A 16,075-nucleotide genomic window follows, 5' to 3' on the forward strand; every position below is an offset into this window, starting at 1 on the left:
GTCAAAGCCTTTCATTGGGGTTCTCGGCGATCACGCTGGCAAGCTGCTCCTCCAGCCTGGCGCGTGCCGCCCTCAGGCGTGTAAGCGCCGCTGTGTCCGGTGTTGCACGCCTGGTGGCCTCGGCGAGCCGGTCATCGGAGAGCGGGTCAGTGGGCCGGCCGTCTACGCGCACCTCGTAATGCAGATTGGGGCCGGTCGCAGTGCCCGTCGCGCCGATCCGGCCAATGGTATCCCCGGCCGACACGCGTTGACCCTCAGCAAGGCCTTCGGGCACGGCGCTGAGATGAGCATATCGGGTCAGTGTGTCCGCACCATGGGCAATCTCGACAACACGGCCATAGCCACCGCGCCATCCAATAAACGCAATACTTCCGGGCGCAGTGGCGCGGACAGGCGTTCCACGCGCTGCAGCAAAGTCCACACCAGTGTGCATGCGGACATTGCCAAAGACCGGGTGCTTGCGGCGGCCGAAGACGGAAGTTAGCCGCGCGCCCTCTACTGGCTGGGAAAAGACACGCAGCACTTCGCCGTCGAGATAGATTGTAGCCTTGCCGGTTCCATCCTCTGGCCAGGCGATTTCATAGAGAGCGTCTCCAAGGTCCAATGCAGCGAACGAAATTTCGGGCTGGCGGACAGCCTTGTTCGCAACCCGCGCCTCGCGCCAGAGAAGGCGCAGCGTCTCGCCGCCGCTCAGTTCGCGCCGGAAATCCACTGTGCCGCCCAGCATTTGCGCCAGATCGACGGCGAACCGGGCTGGTATCCCGGCATCGTCCAGTGCCCCGAAGATCGAGGTTTCGATCCTGGTCTCGCCAGCAAGGGTCACGATTTCGGGTTCAGGGGCCACAACCCGGGTGGCGAGCTGCTCTCCAAATAATGCCTCGATCCGTATGCCCTCTTCGACAACAAGGGTCACATTGCGAGGGCTTCCATCTGTCGTGGATATGACAGTGATTGCGTGACCGGGGCGCAGTCGGCGGAGATCGTATTCTGCGTCAATCGCAAGGGCGATCTCTGCGCGGTCTGTGGCGGCAAGCCCGGCCTCGGCCAGAACCGCATCAAGCGTCTCGCCCGGAGCTATTTCGCGTGACCATGTGATGAGTGGCGGTTCTATGGCAGTCAGCGGAGCATCGTTCCTTACCACGGCCGGAAGGAACGGCGGACGAAAGTCCGGCGCACTTCCAGGCCGCGTGCGGGCAAGCCTGTAAGAGGGGCCTTCCACAAACCGAGGCGGTGTGAGAGGCGCAGGTTCCCAAACGCCAGCCTCGGCTAGGGTCGGCTGAACAGGCGTAGTTGAGTAGGATGTGGCGACCATTGCGACCGCCGCCGAAATCCCGCTCGTTACCGCCAGCCCGGCCATCAGGCACCTCAACCTCATGTTGCTCCCTCCAGTCTAACTTTCATCGCGCGTCGGATTTTCGGAACTGCGAATTCTCTCGGTTCGTGGTAGTCGATAGTGCTGACGAAGCGTCCCTCGGCATCGAACAGAAAGACCTTCGCCGTATGGTTCATCGTGTATCTCCCATCTTCGCCAGTAACCTTCTCATAGGTCGCGCGAAGGCCCTCGATTGCACGCTTGATCTGCGCTTCTGGACCGGTCCAGCCGCGGATCGCCGAATGGAAGTAGCCGACATACTCTGCCATAGCGTCGACAGTGTCGCGCTCGGGATCTACCGTGATAAAGATGGTGTTCAGCCGCTCGGCGTCCTCGCCCATCATGTCCAGCCAGCTTGAGATGTCCGAGAGCGTCGTGGGGCAGACGTCAGGACAGTAGGTGAAGCCGAAGAATATCATCGACGGGCGCCCGACAAGCGTATCAGGGCCGACTGGCTGCCCTTTGTGGTCAGTCAGGCGGAAGTCCATCGCCGTAAGCGGCAAGGGCCGCTGGTCCATGGGCTCTGGTGCGCCGGGGCCGTCTACACGCCACCAGCCCAGCAAGAGTGTCAGGCCAATCGCACCAAATGCCGCCGCGCCATATCCGAGAGCTGAACGCCGCCGCATCAGTTTCCCGGGCCGCGCGCTGCGATGCCAAGAACCGGCACGTTGACCGTTACCCAGCCACCGTCCGAAAAAACAAGCGAAAGCGGAAAAGTCTCCCCTTCCTTCATCGGGCGCTGAAGTTTCATCAGCATGGCATGCAGACCGCCGGGCTCCAGCGCGACGGTCTCTCCTGCCGCAATAGACACGTCACCCGCGGGAGCCATTGAACTGACGCCTTGTTCGTTCGTCGAACTCCGATGAATTTCAGGCATCATGGCAATATCAGTCTTGATACCTGTCAGTGTGACCGGCTCATCGCCTTCGTTCACTATCTCCATGTAGGCAGCTCCGGGACGGCTGGTGCCGATAGATGCCCGCGACCAGGCATTCTCGATGCTCACTTGGCCGGAACCGGCCAGCGCGGCGGAGGCGGCGCCGAGTGGCAGCACAAGTGCTGCAAGGGCAGCATGAAGTACCGGTTTCATTTCGCCAGTTTCCTTTCAGATTGTCACTCAGCTATTGGTTGCCGCGACTTCGGCTGCGACCAGCGCGCGCAATTCTGCCTCGCCGAAAGTAGCGAGCGGCTTGCCGTTCACAAAGAAGGTCGGCGTCTGGCGCACACCCACGGCTTCGACATCGGCACGGTCCTGATTGAGGATGCCTACAATATCCGGCAGGCGCATTTGCGTCCGCGCGGCTTCTGCGTCGAGACCTGCGACCGCAGCGATATTGAGGATGAGGCCGGGCTCGGGCGCACCGTGGGACGCCCAGCGGGGCTGATCCCGCAGTATCGCTTCCAGAACTTCCTCAAAGACCCCCTGCATGCGCGCAGCTTCGAGGACCTGGATCGCTTCTTCCGAAGCTTCCCCGTGAAACGGTGTGTAGCGGATCACCACACGCACTGTATCGCCATGCTCGGCCATAATATCCTTCACGACCGGGTAAAATGCGCGGCAGGCTTCGCACGCAGGATCGAAGAACTCCACGATCGTCACGGTCGCACCCTCGGGGCCGAGAACCGGCGAATAGGGCCGGATCAAAGCGTCGGCAATCTCCGGGGTGACTGAAGAGGCCTCCCCAATGGGCTCTGATCGCGTTGCATACCAAGAGGCGCCAGAAAAGGCCGCAACTGCGAGAGCAGAAACGGAAAGGATCAATGAGCGGCGGTTCATTCGGTATTTTCCTTCAAAGAAGCGGCTGACAGGGCAGCGGTGAGGGCAAAGGCCAGGAACGAGAGCAGCGGGATTGGCACGCTGAGGACAAGCTGGCCTTGGTCAGTGCAGGACGGACCTGCCGCAGTACAGGGCTGGATGCGTTCGGGAATGAGCCCCCAGAAAAGGCCGAGATGCCACAATGCGATGGCTCCGCCGGCGAGAGAAAGCGCGACACCGTAGCGGCCGGCCCTCCTGTCCCGCCACCAGAGCCCGCAACCCAGCACAACCGCCAGCGGGAACATGAATGCCCGTTGAAACCAGCAGAGGACACAAGGCGTCTGCCCCAGAACCTCGCCAATGAACAAAACAGACAGTGAGGAAACTAGTGCAACGATCCATGCGGCTGCGAGCGACGTGTCGGATGATAGCCTGAATGTCATAAGGAAATCTGCTCTCTCAGACTGGATACGATCTCTTCTGCTGGCGTGCCATAGGGCCACGCCGTGACATAGCCACCTTCAGGATCGAAAAGGAACAGCTGCGAGGAATGCCCCATAGTGTAACCGCCGGGGGCCGCAGCCTCCTCGATTTTTTCGTAAAAGATGTGAAAGCTCTTCGCTGTCCGGTCGATCTGGTCCGGGGTCCCCGTGAGACCGATGATGCCGGCCTCGAAGCGCGGTACGAAATCTGCAAGCGTCATTGGTGTATCGCGCTCGGGATCGATCGAGATGAAGAGCGGCTGAATCCGCCCGGCGTCCGGACCTAGACCTTCCATCACAGCGGCGACCTCAGCGAGAGTCGTCGGGCAGACATCGGGGCAGTTCGCGAAGCCAAAAAAGACTAGCATCCACCGCCCGGCGAAGTCTTCCTGCGTCCGTGTTATTCCTTGATGGTCCGTGAGTTCGAAGGCCGCACGGAAAGCCGACTGCGTCTCACGTGCCTGATCCGCACGATAATCCGCCCAAAGCAAAAGCCAAATTAGCGCAACAGCCGCCAGCGCCCAAAGAATTTTCCGAAGGAGTTTAAGCTTCAAAGCAAGCAGCCCGTTTCTGATTCCACGTATTTTTTGCGCGTCTACACCCTGCAGCTACTAGAGGTTCAACCGTTTTTTTCAGGAGAGGGACTTTGTCGCGTGTCTGTGAATTGAGTTGTGGCCAGTGCCAGACCCAATTAAACCTACCAGAACTGTAGCGTCCTGGGGGTGCGTATGCTCACGATTGGCAGTTTGGGAAAGAAGACTGGCACCAAAGTCCAGACCATCCGCTACTATGAACAGATTGGCCTGATGCCCGAACCAGGCAGGACCGAAGGCGGTCAGCGGCGCTATGGTGAAGCCGAGCTTGATCGCCTATCCTTCATCCGTCACGCGCGCCAGCTCGGCTTTTCTCTGGATGCAATCCGGGAACTACTCGATCTGAGCGACCATCCGGAACGGTCCTGCGACGAAGCCGATGCTATAGCACGGCGGCAGTTGAAGCAGGTGTATCAGCGGATCGCCAGACTTGAGGCGCTGCGCACTGAGCTTGAACGAATGGTGCATGAATGCAGTGGCGGCAAGACATCTGATTGCCGGGTCCTTGAGGTGCTCCGTGATCATGCCGAATGTCTGACGGAGCACGACGAAATCGGCGCATGAGTGCAGCTCTCAACTATCCGGGGCGTTGTGCATTTAAGCACTGACATGCCTTCTTTCGAAGGCAGCCGCTGCGAGCACGAAGTCTGGAGGCTCACAGCCTGCAAAAGGAGTGGACCACATAACAGCTTAAAGGCAAGTGATCCTGACAATCCTGGATAGCGATTGCAGGATTAGGGCTTGAAGCTACAGTTACTGTAGCGGTTACACCCCTTCTTGCAAGATTCGAGGAGAAATGCAGTGTATCCGGCAGATCCGCTTCTTAAGCCTACGAGGCTATTGGACTTTGACCATCCGTCAATTGCCAGGCTAATAACGAACCGCGGGTGGAAGGAACTGGCCCAGCATGAGCAAATCGGCGCGGTGTACGGCTTCGTCCGCAACGAGATTGCCTTTGGTTACAACCACGCGGATGACATCCCAGCCTCCAGGGTTCTCACCGACGGCTACGGCCAGTGCAACACCAAGGGCACACTGCTCATGGCGCTTTTACGCGGAGTGGGTGTGCGGTGCCGGCTGCATGGCTTCACGATCCACAAGGCGCTGCAGCGGGGCGTGGTACCAGAGATCGTTTATCCAATTGCTCCAGACGAGATCTTGCATTCATGGGTGGAGGCCGAGACAGAGGAAGGCTGGGTCAATCTCGAGGGTTTCATCCTTGACGAGGCATTCTTAGGGACGCTCCAGGCCGCCTTTTCCGGTACCGAAAGCCTATGCGGCTATGGTGCCGGAACCAATTGTTTGAGCGCGCCACCAGTCGATTGGACAGGTGGAGACACTTACATTCAGAAAACTGGTATTGTCCGGGATTTTGGAACTTTCGGCACACCGGACGAATTCTACCGGGACCACCGGCAGGCGTTCGGAATTTTGCGTGACTGGCTCTATCGCAAAGTTATCCGCCACTGGATGAATGCTCGTGTCCGCGCAATACGGTCCGGGCACGTGCCGCACATCCCGGGACTGGGCCTAGTGAACCACCGCCACGAGAAAAACCAAGATGCCGCATGATCATGGCCATGCTCATATCGATCCTGCTTCTGGAGACCGTCGGATTTCCATCGCGATCTGGGCGAATGCCCTTCTGACCATCGCTCAAGTCGTCGGCGGAATTTTCGCGGGCAGCCTCGCTTTGATCGCGGACGCGCTGCACAACTTTTCAGATATGGCATCTCTCCTCATCGCGTTTGCCGCGCGCAAGATCGCCCGGCGGCCCGCCGACGAGCGTATGACTTTCGGCTACGGCCGGATCGAGATTGTCGCTGCGCTGGTCAACTACACAACGCTCATACTGGTTGGTGTCTATCTCATCTACGAGGGGGGCATGCGGATGATCGACCCCCCCGAGGTTGCGGGCTGGACTGTCGTAATCCTCGGCGGCATTGCGCTGGTGGTGGACACGTTAACCGCATTTCTCACTTACTCGATGCAGAAAGGCAGTGTTAACATTCGAGCACTCTTCCTGCACAACCTTTCTGATGCGCTGGCTTCAGTCGCCGTGATTATCGGTGGCTCGCTCATCATTCTCTATGACATGAAGTGGGTTGATCCTGCGATCACAATTGGTATCGCGCTTTACATTCTCTACCTCGCTGTGACCGAGATCGGCCGCCCAATCCGGACGCTGATGCTGGGCAGCCCGCCGGACATAGACGGCAAGGGGGTCGTGGAAGTGATCCGGAGCGTGGACGGTGTTGCCGATGTTCATCACGTGCATCTTTGGCAAATGCAGGAACACGAGGTCGCGCTCGATTGCCATGTGGTAGTCGAAGAGGGATGCCTTGCCAATGCTGAGCAGATCAAGTCGGATATCAAATCGTCTCTCGCAAAACACTATGGCATCCGCTATTCCGTTCTGGAGTTTGAGGCATCCGCCAACATGCACACCGGCGCGGAGTTGTTTGGACATGGTTCATGACAGTCGATGCAAGGCACACCGGTTCCAGCGGAAGCCTTGGAAAGCGTCTCATGCCGAGGAAGATTGGATGCCTCTTGCCGGTAGACAATAGATCTCCTCGTCTCCCGGCAATAAATCACTCACGGATGCTTCCAGCCTGCAGATTGATAGGGGTAAAACCGGAAGGCAATCGCGCGGGCAGCTGTATTGCTGTGCTGAAAGCCCGCCTAAATTAGCCGCACTCGTCATGGGCAGCACGATCTCATCGGGAATTTTGTGGGCTTTCTAGCCGCCCCAGTCAATAGCGCCAAAAATAGCTCAGCTTTTTGTCCGTTCACTGGTAAACGCGTGGAATACAGATAAGGTTTCTTCGCTGACGTGGTGCTCGATCCCTTCGGCATCATATTCGGCCACCTCTTGCGACACGCCAAGAGCCACAAGGAAATCCACAACGATTCTGTGCCGTTTGCGGCAGGCTTCGGCCAGCTGGCGGCCTTCTTCCGTCAGGCGGATCGAACGGTAGGGCTCCTGCAGAATCAGCCCTTCCCGTTTCAGGCGGTTCAGGTTCTTGGAGACCGTGGGCTGGGTCACGCCTAGACGCTCGGCGATTTCAACAGGCCGCGCTGCGCCGTTCATGTGAATCAACTCGGCAATCAGCTCGACATAATCTTCGACCATCTCGCTTTGATGAGCCGTGCGTACGGCCTCAAAACCGCTTGCCTGTTCATCTGGGCTTCGATTGAGGGCGTTTTCATCTGTTTCGGTCATGTCGCTCATAAGATCGCATGTCATTTTGGCCTCCCTGTATGCCTGCAACAAGGCGGGTTGACAACGGCATAGAAGAAACTACACAATTTAGCCAAAGCTAACTTTTGTAGGTTCGACCATGAAAAACCTCATTTCAGCGGCATTAGTCGGCCTTTTGCCGGTGGCCGCCGGGGCCACAGCGATTGAGCAAGCCCCATGGGCGCCGCGCTCTGCCGCTTACCGCCTGACACTGTTCATGGGGAACCTGACCCCGGTTCCCTGGGAAAAAATCGAAAACAGCTGGACCGCACCGGCACCGGGCAGCGCATTGTCTGAAGATGCCATGTCGCGGGTGAGCCCGGATGAGGCCCGCGCAATCAGCGCGGCTCTTGCATCGCATGACCGCCAGGCGCTGTTCGAGGCGGCCACGGCAGCCGTGGCCCAGGGTATCCTGCGTCACTTGGCAGCGGCAGAGACTGCGCTTGGACAGCCCTACGCAGCACATGAGGTTGCCAATGCCGAAGCGCTGTTCCGGGCGTTCGAGGACGGCATCAAGGCGGCGGATGCGAATGCCGCGCGCGATCTGGGGCGGGCATGGCTCGCCCTGAACTCCTCGCTTGGCACTGCTGGCGTGCTTGGCCATGGAGCGCAAGAGACCGATGCAGAGAGCTTTGCCGCAGCACGTGCAACGCTCGAAACCTATCTGACAGAAAATTATTTGCCTGCCGCCTATGCGGAACGCGAAACGCTGACCCCGGTCCCCGAAAGCGCAGTGCGCTCGGGAACGCCGGTGTCGCTGCCTGCAACCTTGCCGCCGGGGTCGAATATCGCCGATCAGCAGGAATTGCCCCGGCTGGTGCTGCAATTTGAAGAAGCTGGCGAGGATGAGGCGAACCTGCCGCTGGTTGCCTATGGCGACATGCTGTTCGACAGCCCGGAAATTTTTGGCGGCCCGGCTCGCGAACTGGGTATTGCCTGTTCCACCTGCCACAACCGTTCGGATGTGAACCGGGACTTCTTCATCCCCGGACTGTCAAAATACGCGGGCGGCATGGATGTGGACGGCTCCTTCTTCAACCCGATGTTCAATGACCGGGTAGACGACCATCTGGACACGCCTTCAATGCGGGGCATCCGCTTTACTGCGCCTTACGGGCGCGATGGGCGCGAGCCCAGCCTGCGGCGGTTCATCCGCAATGTGATCGTGACCGAGTTCGCAGGCGATGAGCCGACACCCTTCCAGCTGGACGCGCTGGAGGCCTATGTCAAGCAGTTCGACTTTCTTCCGAATCCGAAAATCGACAGGGCGGGCAGGCTGACGAATTTGGCCTCGGAAGCTGCCAAGCGCGGGGAGAAGCTGTTCAACACCGATTTCGCCGGACTGGGAGACCGCTCCTGCGCCTCGTGCCACACGCCCGAGCGTAACTTCCGCGATGGTCTCACATACGACATCGGCACTGCCGAGCCCCCCTTCCCGGGCGGTACGCCAATCCACTTTGAAACGCCCACCTTGCGCAATATCAACTTCACCGCGCCCTATATGCACGACGGGTCGCTGCCAACGCTGGCCAGCGTTGTGGACTGGTTCGACGAAAGCAAAGTTCTGGGGCTGGATGAGGCACAGCGTGCCGATCTGACCGCCTATCTCGAGGCTGTCGGAGATGGTGAGGAACCCTATCAGGCGTTTGAAGGCCGCGACAGCGTGTTCCGCTTGTCCTGGGAAGAACTGACCACTTTCGCAAGCACCCTGGATACGCTGCTGCCGATGCGCGATGCCGAAAACATCGCCCTTCTGGTGGATACGGTCGCCCCTGATCTGGCGGCAGATGCGAGTGTCATGGTTAATCAAAACTCCAAGCCGGAGATCTATGAGTTCGCGGCCATCCTGCGGGCTGTCGGCGATGCAAGCGCCAAAGGCGATTGGGAGGAGGCAGGCCGCCAGTGGGACCTGTTCAAAGCGATGCAAGCCGATATTGACGAGAGGATGTTCTGATGCTGTCGCGCCGCAATTTTCTGGCCGTATCGGCCGCATTCCTCGCCGCGCCAGCCTTGGCAGCGGGTGAGGAGCTGAAACTGGCCTTCATTCCGCAAGAAAACCCCGAAAAGCTGCTGGGCGACATAAAGGCGGTCACCGGCTGGCTGTCCGAACGCATGGGAATGCCGGTGACAGGGTTTGTGACCTTCGACCATGCCGCCGCCGTCGAGGCGCTGCGCAACGGCGATGCAGACATATCTTTCATGGGCGCTCTGCCTTATGTTCTGGCCGAGGATCAGATTGGTGCCGTGCCACTGCTGTCCGAGGTCTACCGCGGGCAGCCGAGCTATGCGGGTCGCGTGTTTGTCCGCAAGGACAGCGGCATCGAGACGCTGGCCGACCTCAAAGGGCGTGACATTGCCTTTGCCGATCCGGTATCGGAGTCCGGCTATCTATACCCGCTTGATCTGTTCGTGCGCGAGGGGCTTATCGCCGATGCCGCCGATGCGGACAATTTCTTTGGCCGGAAGTTCTTTGCCGGGGGCTATCAGCAGGCGATGCAGGCCATGGCGAATGGGCTTGTGGATGCCGCCGGCGCCAGCCAGTATGCCGATCTTCTGCTGACGCCGGATCAGCAGGCAGAAGTCAAAGTCCTGGCCGAAAGCGAACAGATCCCAAGCCATGCGGTTGTTGCACGGCCCGGCCTGGACAAGGGCGTGCAGGCCAAGTTCATCGAAACCATGTTGCAGCTCAATGAGCCAGGCAACCGCCACCTGCTGGCGTATCTCTATGGGCCGGACGGCTACATCGCGGTGGACCGGGACGTTTACGAAGGCGTGCGCGAGACGGCACGGCGCTACGGGTACCTGAAATGACAGCAGCTTTCACCCTGAATGCAGTGTCGCACCACTTCGGCGGCGCCGCGGCGCTGTGCGAAGTGTCGCTCAGCGCCGCACCGGGTGAACGGGTGGCCCTGCTTGGCCCGTCGGGCGCCGGGAAATCCACCCTGCTCGCACTGCTCGACGGCCGCCTGCGCGGCTGGCGCGGCGAGGCCGAGGTTCTGGGGGTGCCGCTTTCGGCAACGCAGGCTCCGCCGCGTGAGCTGCGCACCGGTGCCGGGTTCATCTTTCAGGAATTTGCACTGGTTGACCGGCTGACTGTCTATCAGAATGTGATGAACGGGCGGCTTTCCCGGATGCGCATCTGGCCCTCCCTTTGGGGGCGGTTTGGCGAGCAGGACCACCTCAAAACAGCTGCCGCGCTCGAAGATACCGGTCTCTCCGATCTGGCCCGGCGTAGGGCGGACCAGCTTTCAGGCGGTCAGCGGCAGCGGGTGGCAATTGCCCGTTGCCTGGCGCAGGATCCCAGGCTGATCCTTGCCGACGAACCGGTGAGCAACCTTGACCCCGCCCATGCGGAACGGATCCTCGGCCTGATCACAGGCGCAGCTGACAAACGCGGCATCGGAGTCGTCTTCAGTTCGCACCAGCCAGAACTGGCGCGCCGCTTTGCCGACCGGATTGTGGGGCTGCGAGCCGGCGCAGTGCAGTTCGACAAACCCTCCGCTCAGGTGACCAGCGACGACATCGCCGAACTTTACCACGGCACGGTTCCCGGCGCCGGGCTGCGCGTGGTCAGTTGATGAGCCAGGTGCTGACTTGGATCGTGCTGGCGGCGGCCGTCCTTTGGTCCGCCACAAGCGCAGAAATGGGGCTGGACAAGCTTCCCGGTGCAGGGCCTCGCCTGGGCGAATTCCTCGGGCGGATGATGCCGCCGGACCTGTCGATCTGGCGCGAAGTCATGCGGGGTCTGGCAGAAACCCTGCGGATTGCCATCCTCGGTACTTTCTTTGCGGTCATCCTGTCCGCTGGGCTGGCAGTTCTCGCAGCCGAGACCCTAGTGCCGTCATCCGTTTGGCGCCCGGTGCGCGGCCTTCTGGCGATGATCCGCTCCATTCCGCTGATCCTGGTGGCGATGCTCATGGTTGGTGCGGTGGGGCTTGGGCCCTTGCCCGGGATCCTCGCCATCACCTTCCATGCAACGGGGATGCTGGCGAAATTCTATGCCGAAGCGATCGACAATGTGGCCGCCGCCCCGGTGGTAGCACTGGAAAGTGCTGGCGCCAGCCGCACGCAGCAGCTGCGATGGGCGATTTGGCCTCAGATGGCGCCGGTCATCCTGCGGGACACCGTGTTCCGTTTCGAACTGAACCTGCGCGAAAGCCTAATCCTCGGCATTGTCGGTGCGGGCGGCATCGGGCTTTATGTCCAGACCTACGTGCGCTCGTTCCAATATGACAAGGCCGCGACGGTAACCATGGCCATTGTTGTGCTTGTGCTTGCGTCGGAGGCGGTCAACTCCGCCCTGCACAAGCGGTTTTCCTGAGCGGATCCTTACAGTTTATGACTACGGTTATAGGCGGCTGAAATGCTGAGTGGCCGGCGCCCCTCCACAGCGCGTAGCAAGGGATTCCGAACTGAAGGCTGGAGCCAAGGGAAACAGAAGGGCTCCAGCCTTCTTCTAAGATTGCTTGCCGGCGGACGTTAACTACGCAACGGCATCAAAATGAGAGCGCTACCGATCAGGCATATCATCATTCCTGCTATATCCCAGCGGTCGGGGCGATTGCCTTCGGCCAGCCACATCCAGAACATAGAACTGGCGATATAGACGCCGCCATAGGCGGCGTAGGCCCGCCCGGCAAATGCGCTGTCTGCGCGCGTCAGAAGATACGCGAACAGCACAAGGCTTGCGATGCCGGGCACGAGCCAGAGCGGCGAACGGTCGAGGCGCAGCCACGCCCAGAAGGCAAAGCACCCGGCGATTTCCGCCAGGGCTGCCAGGGCAAAGATCAGAAACGTCCCGGTCAAGATGCCAGCGCCTCCAGCACCGGGCACTCCGGGACATCCTCGCCGGAACATTGGCCTGCTGTTGCGGCCAATACTTTTTCGATCCTGCGAAGGTCTTCAATTTTCCGGCGCACATCGCTGAGATGGCGTTCAGTCAGGGCTTTCACTTCGCCGCAAGTCTGGGTGCCGCCATCCACGAGGCCAAGCAGCCCTTTAATTTCGTCAATGGCAAAGCCGAGCTCGCGGGCCCGCAGGATGAAACGCAGACGCTGAATGTGGCTCTGCCCGTAGATGCGGTGGCCCGCAGCCGTGCGCGGCGGGTCCGGCATCATGCCGGTCTTCTCGTAATATCGGATGGTTTCAAGGTTGCAGCCCGTTGCCTTGGCCAGCTCCCCCCGAGTGAGAGATGTCGCGTTTTTGTGATCTGGCATCGTAAATAACCTCCTTGCCCCTGTAGCTACTACAGGCCCTACACAAGGTGCTAGCCCTATTCGTGAGGAGAAAAATATGAGGATTGCTGAAAAGCAAACCGGAGAAGCGGACACGGGTGTGAACCGAAACAGCAAAGGCTGGCTTGCCGCGGGCGGTCTGCTTGGCGCGGTTTTTGCGTCCGCCTGTTGCGTCGGACCGCTGGTTTTGCTCACGCTCGGTATCTCGGGGGCCTGGATTGGTAACCTGACCGCACTTGAGCCCTACAAGCCGGTATTCGCTCTGATCGCGCTTGGCTTCATCGGCGCCGGCTTCCGGCAAGTCTATTTCCGCAGGCCAGCCACCTGCGAACCTGGCTCCTACTGCGCCAAGCCTTCTTCGGCACGCATCACCAAAACCGCACTCTGGATCTCGCTGGTTCTTGTTGTGGCAGCTCTGACCATCACCTGGTGGGCGCCGCTCTTCTATTGAAAGGAATATCTCATGAAAAAAATGCTCGCCGCGGTTCTCGGCTTTGGCCTTCTCGGAATGGCGTCCATCGCCTCCTTTGCGCTGCCCGCTGCCGCCCAAAGCGTTGCAGCGGAGGAGACTGTAACCTTCGCAGTTGAAAATATGACCTGCGCGCTCTGCCCGGTGACTGTGAAGCACGCCATGGCGGGGGTGGGTGGCGTGCGCTCTGTAGACGTGGATTTTGAAGCAAAGACTGCCACGGTTGTTTTTGACAGCGCGGCAACAAGCGCTGAAGCTATTTCGGCAGCCTCCGCAAATGCTGGTTATCCGGCGATGGAGAAGGGCTGATCCTGTGCGCGACAGTCTGATGGGAGGCCTCGCCGCGACAATCCTGGCGGCACCGCTGGTGATAATCTGCTGTGGCGGCCGTGTCCTTTTGTCTGCGCTTGTCGGAACGGTTGGCGGGTGGCTGACCGGGTACGGCATGATTGCCATTGGGCTGGCGGCTGCGGCTCTTGCATTGGTCTGGCGTTCGATGCGCTGCGGCTGTTTCTGCCCCCACTAGGATGGTGCTCCTTTGGGGCTGAATCTGATCCCGGCAAAGTTCGCCGGAGCATGAACCAATCACAAAACAACGGCGCCCGCGCGCGCCCTGAAAAGGATCAAAAAATGAACAGCGACTGCTGCACGCCGAATGGAGAATATGACCTTGCTGTCATTGGGGCCGGATCGGCGGGTTTCTCGGCCGCGATTACTGCGGCCAAAGGCGGCAAACGCGTGGCGCTGATCGGGCACGGCACCATCGGCGGCACCTGTGTGAATGTGGGTTGTGTGCCTTCGAAAACGATGATCCGTGCCGCCGAGGCGGTGCATGGCGCGATGGCTGCGCATCGCTTTCGCGGTCTGAAAGCCAGCGCAGAAGTCACAGACTGGGCTGCGATAACCGGGGCCAAGGATGATCTGGTCGCTATGCTGAGGCAGAAGAAGTATGCCGATTTGCTCCCAGGATACGAGGGTGTCACCTATATCGAAGAAGGCCCCGCGCGGCTGGTTGCGGGCGGTGTCGAGGCAGGAGGCCGGTTTATCCAGGTGCCGAAGGTGATCATCGCAACCGGCGGGAGGCCAGCACAGCCAGACATCGCGGGAATTGAAACTGTGCCGTCCCTGGACAGCACGTCTCTGCTGGAATTGGAGCATTTGCCTGAACGCTTGATTTTTCTGGGCGGCGGATTCATCGGCGTTGAATTGGCGCAGATGATGTCCCGGATGGGCGTCAGTGTGTCTCTTGTCTGCCGCTCTCGCCTGCTGCCGCAGGCTGAGCCAGAGGTCTCCGAAGCGCTGGCGGAAATCCTGCGCGACGAAGGCATTACGATTTTGGAAGGCGTTAGCTACGAGGGTAGCCACCGTGAAGGCAGCGAAGCAGTTCTGCACGTGCAAAAGGACGGTGCGGTGCAGGATCTGGAGGCAGATTATCTCGTCCTGACAACCGGGCGCACCCCGAATACCGAGGGACTTGGCCTTGCGGAGCTGGGGGTTGAAACGGATGCGCGAGGGGCCATTGCTGTCGGCGTGGATATGCAATCCAGCCGCCCCGGCGTCTATGCGGCCGGGGATGTGACGGACCGCGATCAGTTTGTCTACATGGCAGCCTATGGCGCGAAACTGGCAGCCCGCAATGCAGTTCTGGGCGGTCAAGAGACCTACGATAATGCGGCGATGCCCTGGGTTGTATTCACCGACCCGCAGGTGGCGGGCGCCGGCCTGACCGAAGCGCAGGCGCAAGCGGCGGGCCATGAGGTGAGAACCAGCGTTCTCACGCTCGACAACGTGCCGCGCGCGCTTGCGGCTCGGGACACGCGCGGCCTGATTAAACTGGTGGCCGATGCCAGGACAGACCAGCTTCTGGGAGGTGTTATCATGGCGCCGGAAGGCTCCGACAGCGTCCAGACTCTGGCCATGGCCTTGAAATTCGGAATGACCGCTAAGTCACTTGGAACTACGATATTTCCCTATCTCACTACCGTAGAAGGGCTGAAACTCGCAGCGCAGACCTTTGACATGGATGTAGGTCAGCTCTCCTGCTGCGCAGGGTGAATTGGGAGCACATCGGATGACCGGTATTGAAGCTCTCCTGCAAGACATTGACAGCCTGTCGCTTATCACGGTCGGTCTGCTGCTTCTCGCCGGTTTGGTGGTAGCATAGCCCGAGTTCGTTTTGCTTGATTGCCGTAGCGACAGGGCTTGGCGCCAGAACGTGGCAGTTATGTTTGCGGCCTTGGGGGTCTGGGGCACGGCAAGCGGTTGGCCTGACCTGATTGTTGCTGCGGTCATGGCAACGTTGTTTCTTTCCCCTGCTTTCCAGATCGTGCGCCAAGCGCTCGCCGAGCGCCGGGAAGTTGGAGAACATCAGCATGTTTGACGAGGATCAAGACAACCTATCTCGAATGATGCGAAATTTGCTCAACTGAGTCGCAAGTACAGAGGACTCTCACTATGCACCTGAAACGCCGCCAAATACTGACTTACGCCGCAGGCTTCGCCAGCACAGCACCATTTGCCACGTTTGCGCAAAACACACCTTCCATCCATGTTCTCAAGGATCCGAATTGCGGCTGTTGCAGTGCTTGGATCGATATCCTTCGGCAGGAAGGCTTTCGCGTTACCGAGGAGCGCAGCTTTGGAACACTGCTCGTCCGCCACAAATTGGACAACGGCATTCCCGAAAAAATGATCTCCTGCCACACAGGCGAGATCGATGGCTACATGATCGAGGGGCACGTACCGGTTGCCGACATTCGTCGTCTATTGGAGGAGCGACCTAGCGCCATTGGACTTGCTGTTCCTGGGATGCCCTACGGTTCGCCTGGGATGGGGCCGGAAGATCGTCGTGAGGCCTACGACGTATTCTTGATCCTTAAGGACGGCAGCACCGAGGTGTTCACGAGTTACGAAGCGGCCTGAGGC

The 16,075-nt window shown here is 59.8% G+C and carries 20 protein-coding genes and 1 pseudogene; 12 read left to right on the plus strand and 9 right to left on the minus strand.

Going from position 1 to position 16,075, the window contains the following annotated elements; translation table 11 throughout:
• Window position 1: 1 nt before the first annotated feature.
• Genes AC5STB_RS10120 through AC5STB_RS10145 form a run of 6 tightly spaced genes read right to left on the minus strand, consistent with a single transcriptional unit; the run spans window position 2 to window position 4,164 of the window.
• On the minus strand, window positions 2–1,375 hold the full coding sequence (locus AC5STB_RS10120) for a M23 family metallopeptidase (protein WP_027236528.1): 1,374 nt from the start codon (window positions 1,373–1,375) through the stop codon (window positions 2–4).
• Window positions 1,372–1,998, minus strand: a complete 627-nt coding sequence (locus AC5STB_RS10125) for an SCO family protein (protein ID WP_027236529.1) — start codon at window positions 1,996–1,998, stop codon at window positions 1,372–1,374. Before AC5STB_RS10125 ends, AC5STB_RS10120 begins: the two co-directional genes overlap by 4 nt.
• On the minus strand, window positions 1,998–2,462 hold the full coding sequence (locus AC5STB_RS10130) for a copper chaperone PCu(A)C (protein ID WP_027236530.1): 465 nt from the start codon (window positions 2,460–2,462) through the stop codon (window positions 1,998–2,000). Before AC5STB_RS10130 ends, AC5STB_RS10125 begins: the two co-directional genes overlap by 1 nt.
• A gap of 27 nt (window positions 2,463–2,489) precedes the next feature.
• The gene (locus AC5STB_RS10135) at window positions 2,490–3,149 is read right to left on the minus strand and encodes a DsbA family protein (RefSeq protein WP_027236531.1); all 660 of its coding nucleotides are present in this window, start codon (window positions 3,147–3,149) and stop codon (window positions 2,490–2,492) included.
• The gene (locus tag AC5STB_RS10140) at window positions 3,146–3,571 is read right to left on the minus strand and encodes a disulfide bond formation protein B (protein WP_027236532.1); all 426 of its coding nucleotides are present in this window, start codon (window positions 3,569–3,571) and stop codon (window positions 3,146–3,148) included. Before AC5STB_RS10140 ends, AC5STB_RS10135 begins: the two co-directional genes overlap by 4 nt.
• Entirely contained in the window at window positions 3,568–4,164 is a 597-nt protein-coding gene (locus AC5STB_RS10145; RefSeq protein WP_051357804.1) for an SCO family protein, read from the minus strand. The genes AC5STB_RS10140 and AC5STB_RS10145 overlap by 4 nt, the downstream gene beginning before the upstream one ends.
• 174 nt (window positions 4,165–4,338) lie before the next feature.
• Between AC5STB_RS10145 and AC5STB_RS10150 the strand changes: the two genes are divergently transcribed.
• The 3 genes from AC5STB_RS10150 to AC5STB_RS10160 all read left to right on the plus strand — a co-directional run bounded on the left by AC5STB_RS10150 (window position 4,339) and on the right by AC5STB_RS10160 (window position 6,682).
• On the plus strand, window positions 4,339–4,767 hold the full coding sequence (locus AC5STB_RS10150; RefSeq protein WP_027236534.1) for a MerR family transcriptional regulator: 429 nt from the start codon (window positions 4,339–4,341) through the stop codon (window positions 4,765–4,767).
• A gap of 237 nt (window positions 4,768–5,004) precedes the next feature.
• Entirely contained in the window at window positions 5,005–5,775 is a 771-nt protein-coding gene (locus AC5STB_RS10155; protein ID WP_027236535.1) for a transglutaminase-like domain-containing protein, read from the plus strand.
• Entirely contained in the window at window positions 5,765–6,682 is a 918-nt protein-coding gene (locus AC5STB_RS10160; RefSeq protein ID WP_027236536.1) for a cation diffusion facilitator family transporter, read from the plus strand. The genes AC5STB_RS10155 and AC5STB_RS10160 overlap by 11 nt, the downstream gene beginning before the upstream one ends.
• Window positions 6,683–6,979: 297 nt before the next feature.
• On the opposite strand, the gene mntR is transcribed toward AC5STB_RS10160, so the two are convergent.
• Complete coding sequence (gene mntR / locus AC5STB_RS10165) at window positions 6,980–7,438, minus strand: manganese-binding transcriptional regulator MntR (protein WP_152612216.1); 459 nt, start codon at window positions 7,436–7,438, stop codon at window positions 6,980–6,982.
• 109 nt (window positions 7,439–7,547) lie between these two features.
• Between mntR and AC5STB_RS10170 the strand changes: the two genes are divergently transcribed.
• Genes AC5STB_RS10170 through phnE form a run of 4 tightly spaced genes read left to right on the plus strand, consistent with a single transcriptional unit; the run spans window position 7,548 to window position 11,768 of the window.
• Window positions 7,548–9,401, plus strand: coding sequence for a cytochrome c peroxidase (locus tag AC5STB_RS10170; protein ID WP_036797390.1), 1,854 nt, complete (start codon window positions 7,548–7,550; stop codon window positions 9,399–9,401).
• Entirely contained in the window at window positions 9,401–10,258 is an 858-nt protein-coding gene (locus tag AC5STB_RS10175) for a phosphate/phosphite/phosphonate ABC transporter substrate-binding protein (protein WP_027236538.1), read from the plus strand. Before AC5STB_RS10170 ends, AC5STB_RS10175 begins: the two co-directional genes overlap by 1 nt.
• On the plus strand, window positions 10,255–11,025 hold the full coding sequence (locus AC5STB_RS10180; RefSeq protein WP_027236539.1) for a phosphonate ABC transporter ATP-binding protein: 771 nt from the start codon (window positions 10,255–10,257) through the stop codon (window positions 11,023–11,025). Before AC5STB_RS10175 ends, AC5STB_RS10180 begins: the two co-directional genes overlap by 4 nt.
• Window positions 11,025–11,768 (plus strand): phosphonate ABC transporter, permease protein PhnE, encoded by a 744-nt coding sequence (gene phnE, locus AC5STB_RS10185; protein WP_036797393.1) that lies wholly within the window; start codon window positions 11,025–11,027, stop codon window positions 11,766–11,768. The genes AC5STB_RS10180 and phnE overlap by 1 nt, the downstream gene beginning before the upstream one ends.
• A gap of 158 nt (window positions 11,769–11,926) precedes the next feature.
• Here phnE and AC5STB_RS10190 read toward each other — a convergent pair whose 3' ends face one another.
• Window positions 11,927–12,304: a YnfA family protein gene (locus tag AC5STB_RS10190; RefSeq protein WP_051357805.1), complete on the minus strand. Its 378-nt coding sequence runs from the start codon at window positions 12,302–12,304 to the stop codon at window positions 11,927–11,929.
• Window positions 12,250–12,663, minus strand: coding sequence for a MerR family transcriptional regulator (locus tag AC5STB_RS10195; RefSeq protein WP_027236542.1), 414 nt, complete (start codon window positions 12,661–12,663; stop codon window positions 12,250–12,252). Before AC5STB_RS10195 ends, AC5STB_RS10190 begins: the two co-directional genes overlap by 55 nt.
• 76 nt (window positions 12,664–12,739) lie before the next feature.
• On the opposite strand from AC5STB_RS10195, the gene AC5STB_RS10200 reads away from it, so the two are divergent.
• The 5 genes and pseudogenes from AC5STB_RS10200 (at window position 12,740) to AC5STB_RS10220 (ending at window position 16,072) form a co-directional block, all read left to right on the plus strand.
• Window positions 12,740–13,132, plus strand: coding sequence for a mercuric transporter MerT family protein (locus AC5STB_RS10200; protein WP_027236543.1), 393 nt, complete (start codon window positions 12,740–12,742; stop codon window positions 13,130–13,132).
• A gap of 57 nt (window positions 13,133–13,189) precedes the next feature.
• Window positions 13,190–13,459, plus strand: coding sequence for a cation transporter (locus AC5STB_RS10205; protein ID WP_226430215.1), 270 nt, complete (start codon window positions 13,190–13,192; stop codon window positions 13,457–13,459).
• 321 nt (window positions 13,460–13,780) lie between these two features.
• Window positions 13,781–15,205, plus strand: a complete 1,425-nt coding sequence (gene merA / locus AC5STB_RS10210; protein ID WP_027236545.1) for a mercury(II) reductase — start codon at window positions 13,781–13,783, stop codon at window positions 15,203–15,205.
• Window positions 15,206–15,362: 157 nt separating this feature from the next.
• Window positions 15,363–15,530 (plus strand): annotated as a pseudogene (locus tag AC5STB_RS10215) (cation transporter); the annotation flags it as partial.
• 74 nt (window positions 15,531–15,604) lie between these two features.
• Window positions 15,605–16,072, plus strand: coding sequence for a DUF411 domain-containing protein (locus AC5STB_RS10220; RefSeq protein ID WP_027236546.1), 468 nt, complete (start codon window positions 15,605–15,607; stop codon window positions 16,070–16,072).
• Window positions 16,073–16,075 lie beyond the last annotated feature (3 nt).

Source organism: Leisingera sp. CC-HEC093 (assembly GCF_059429195.1).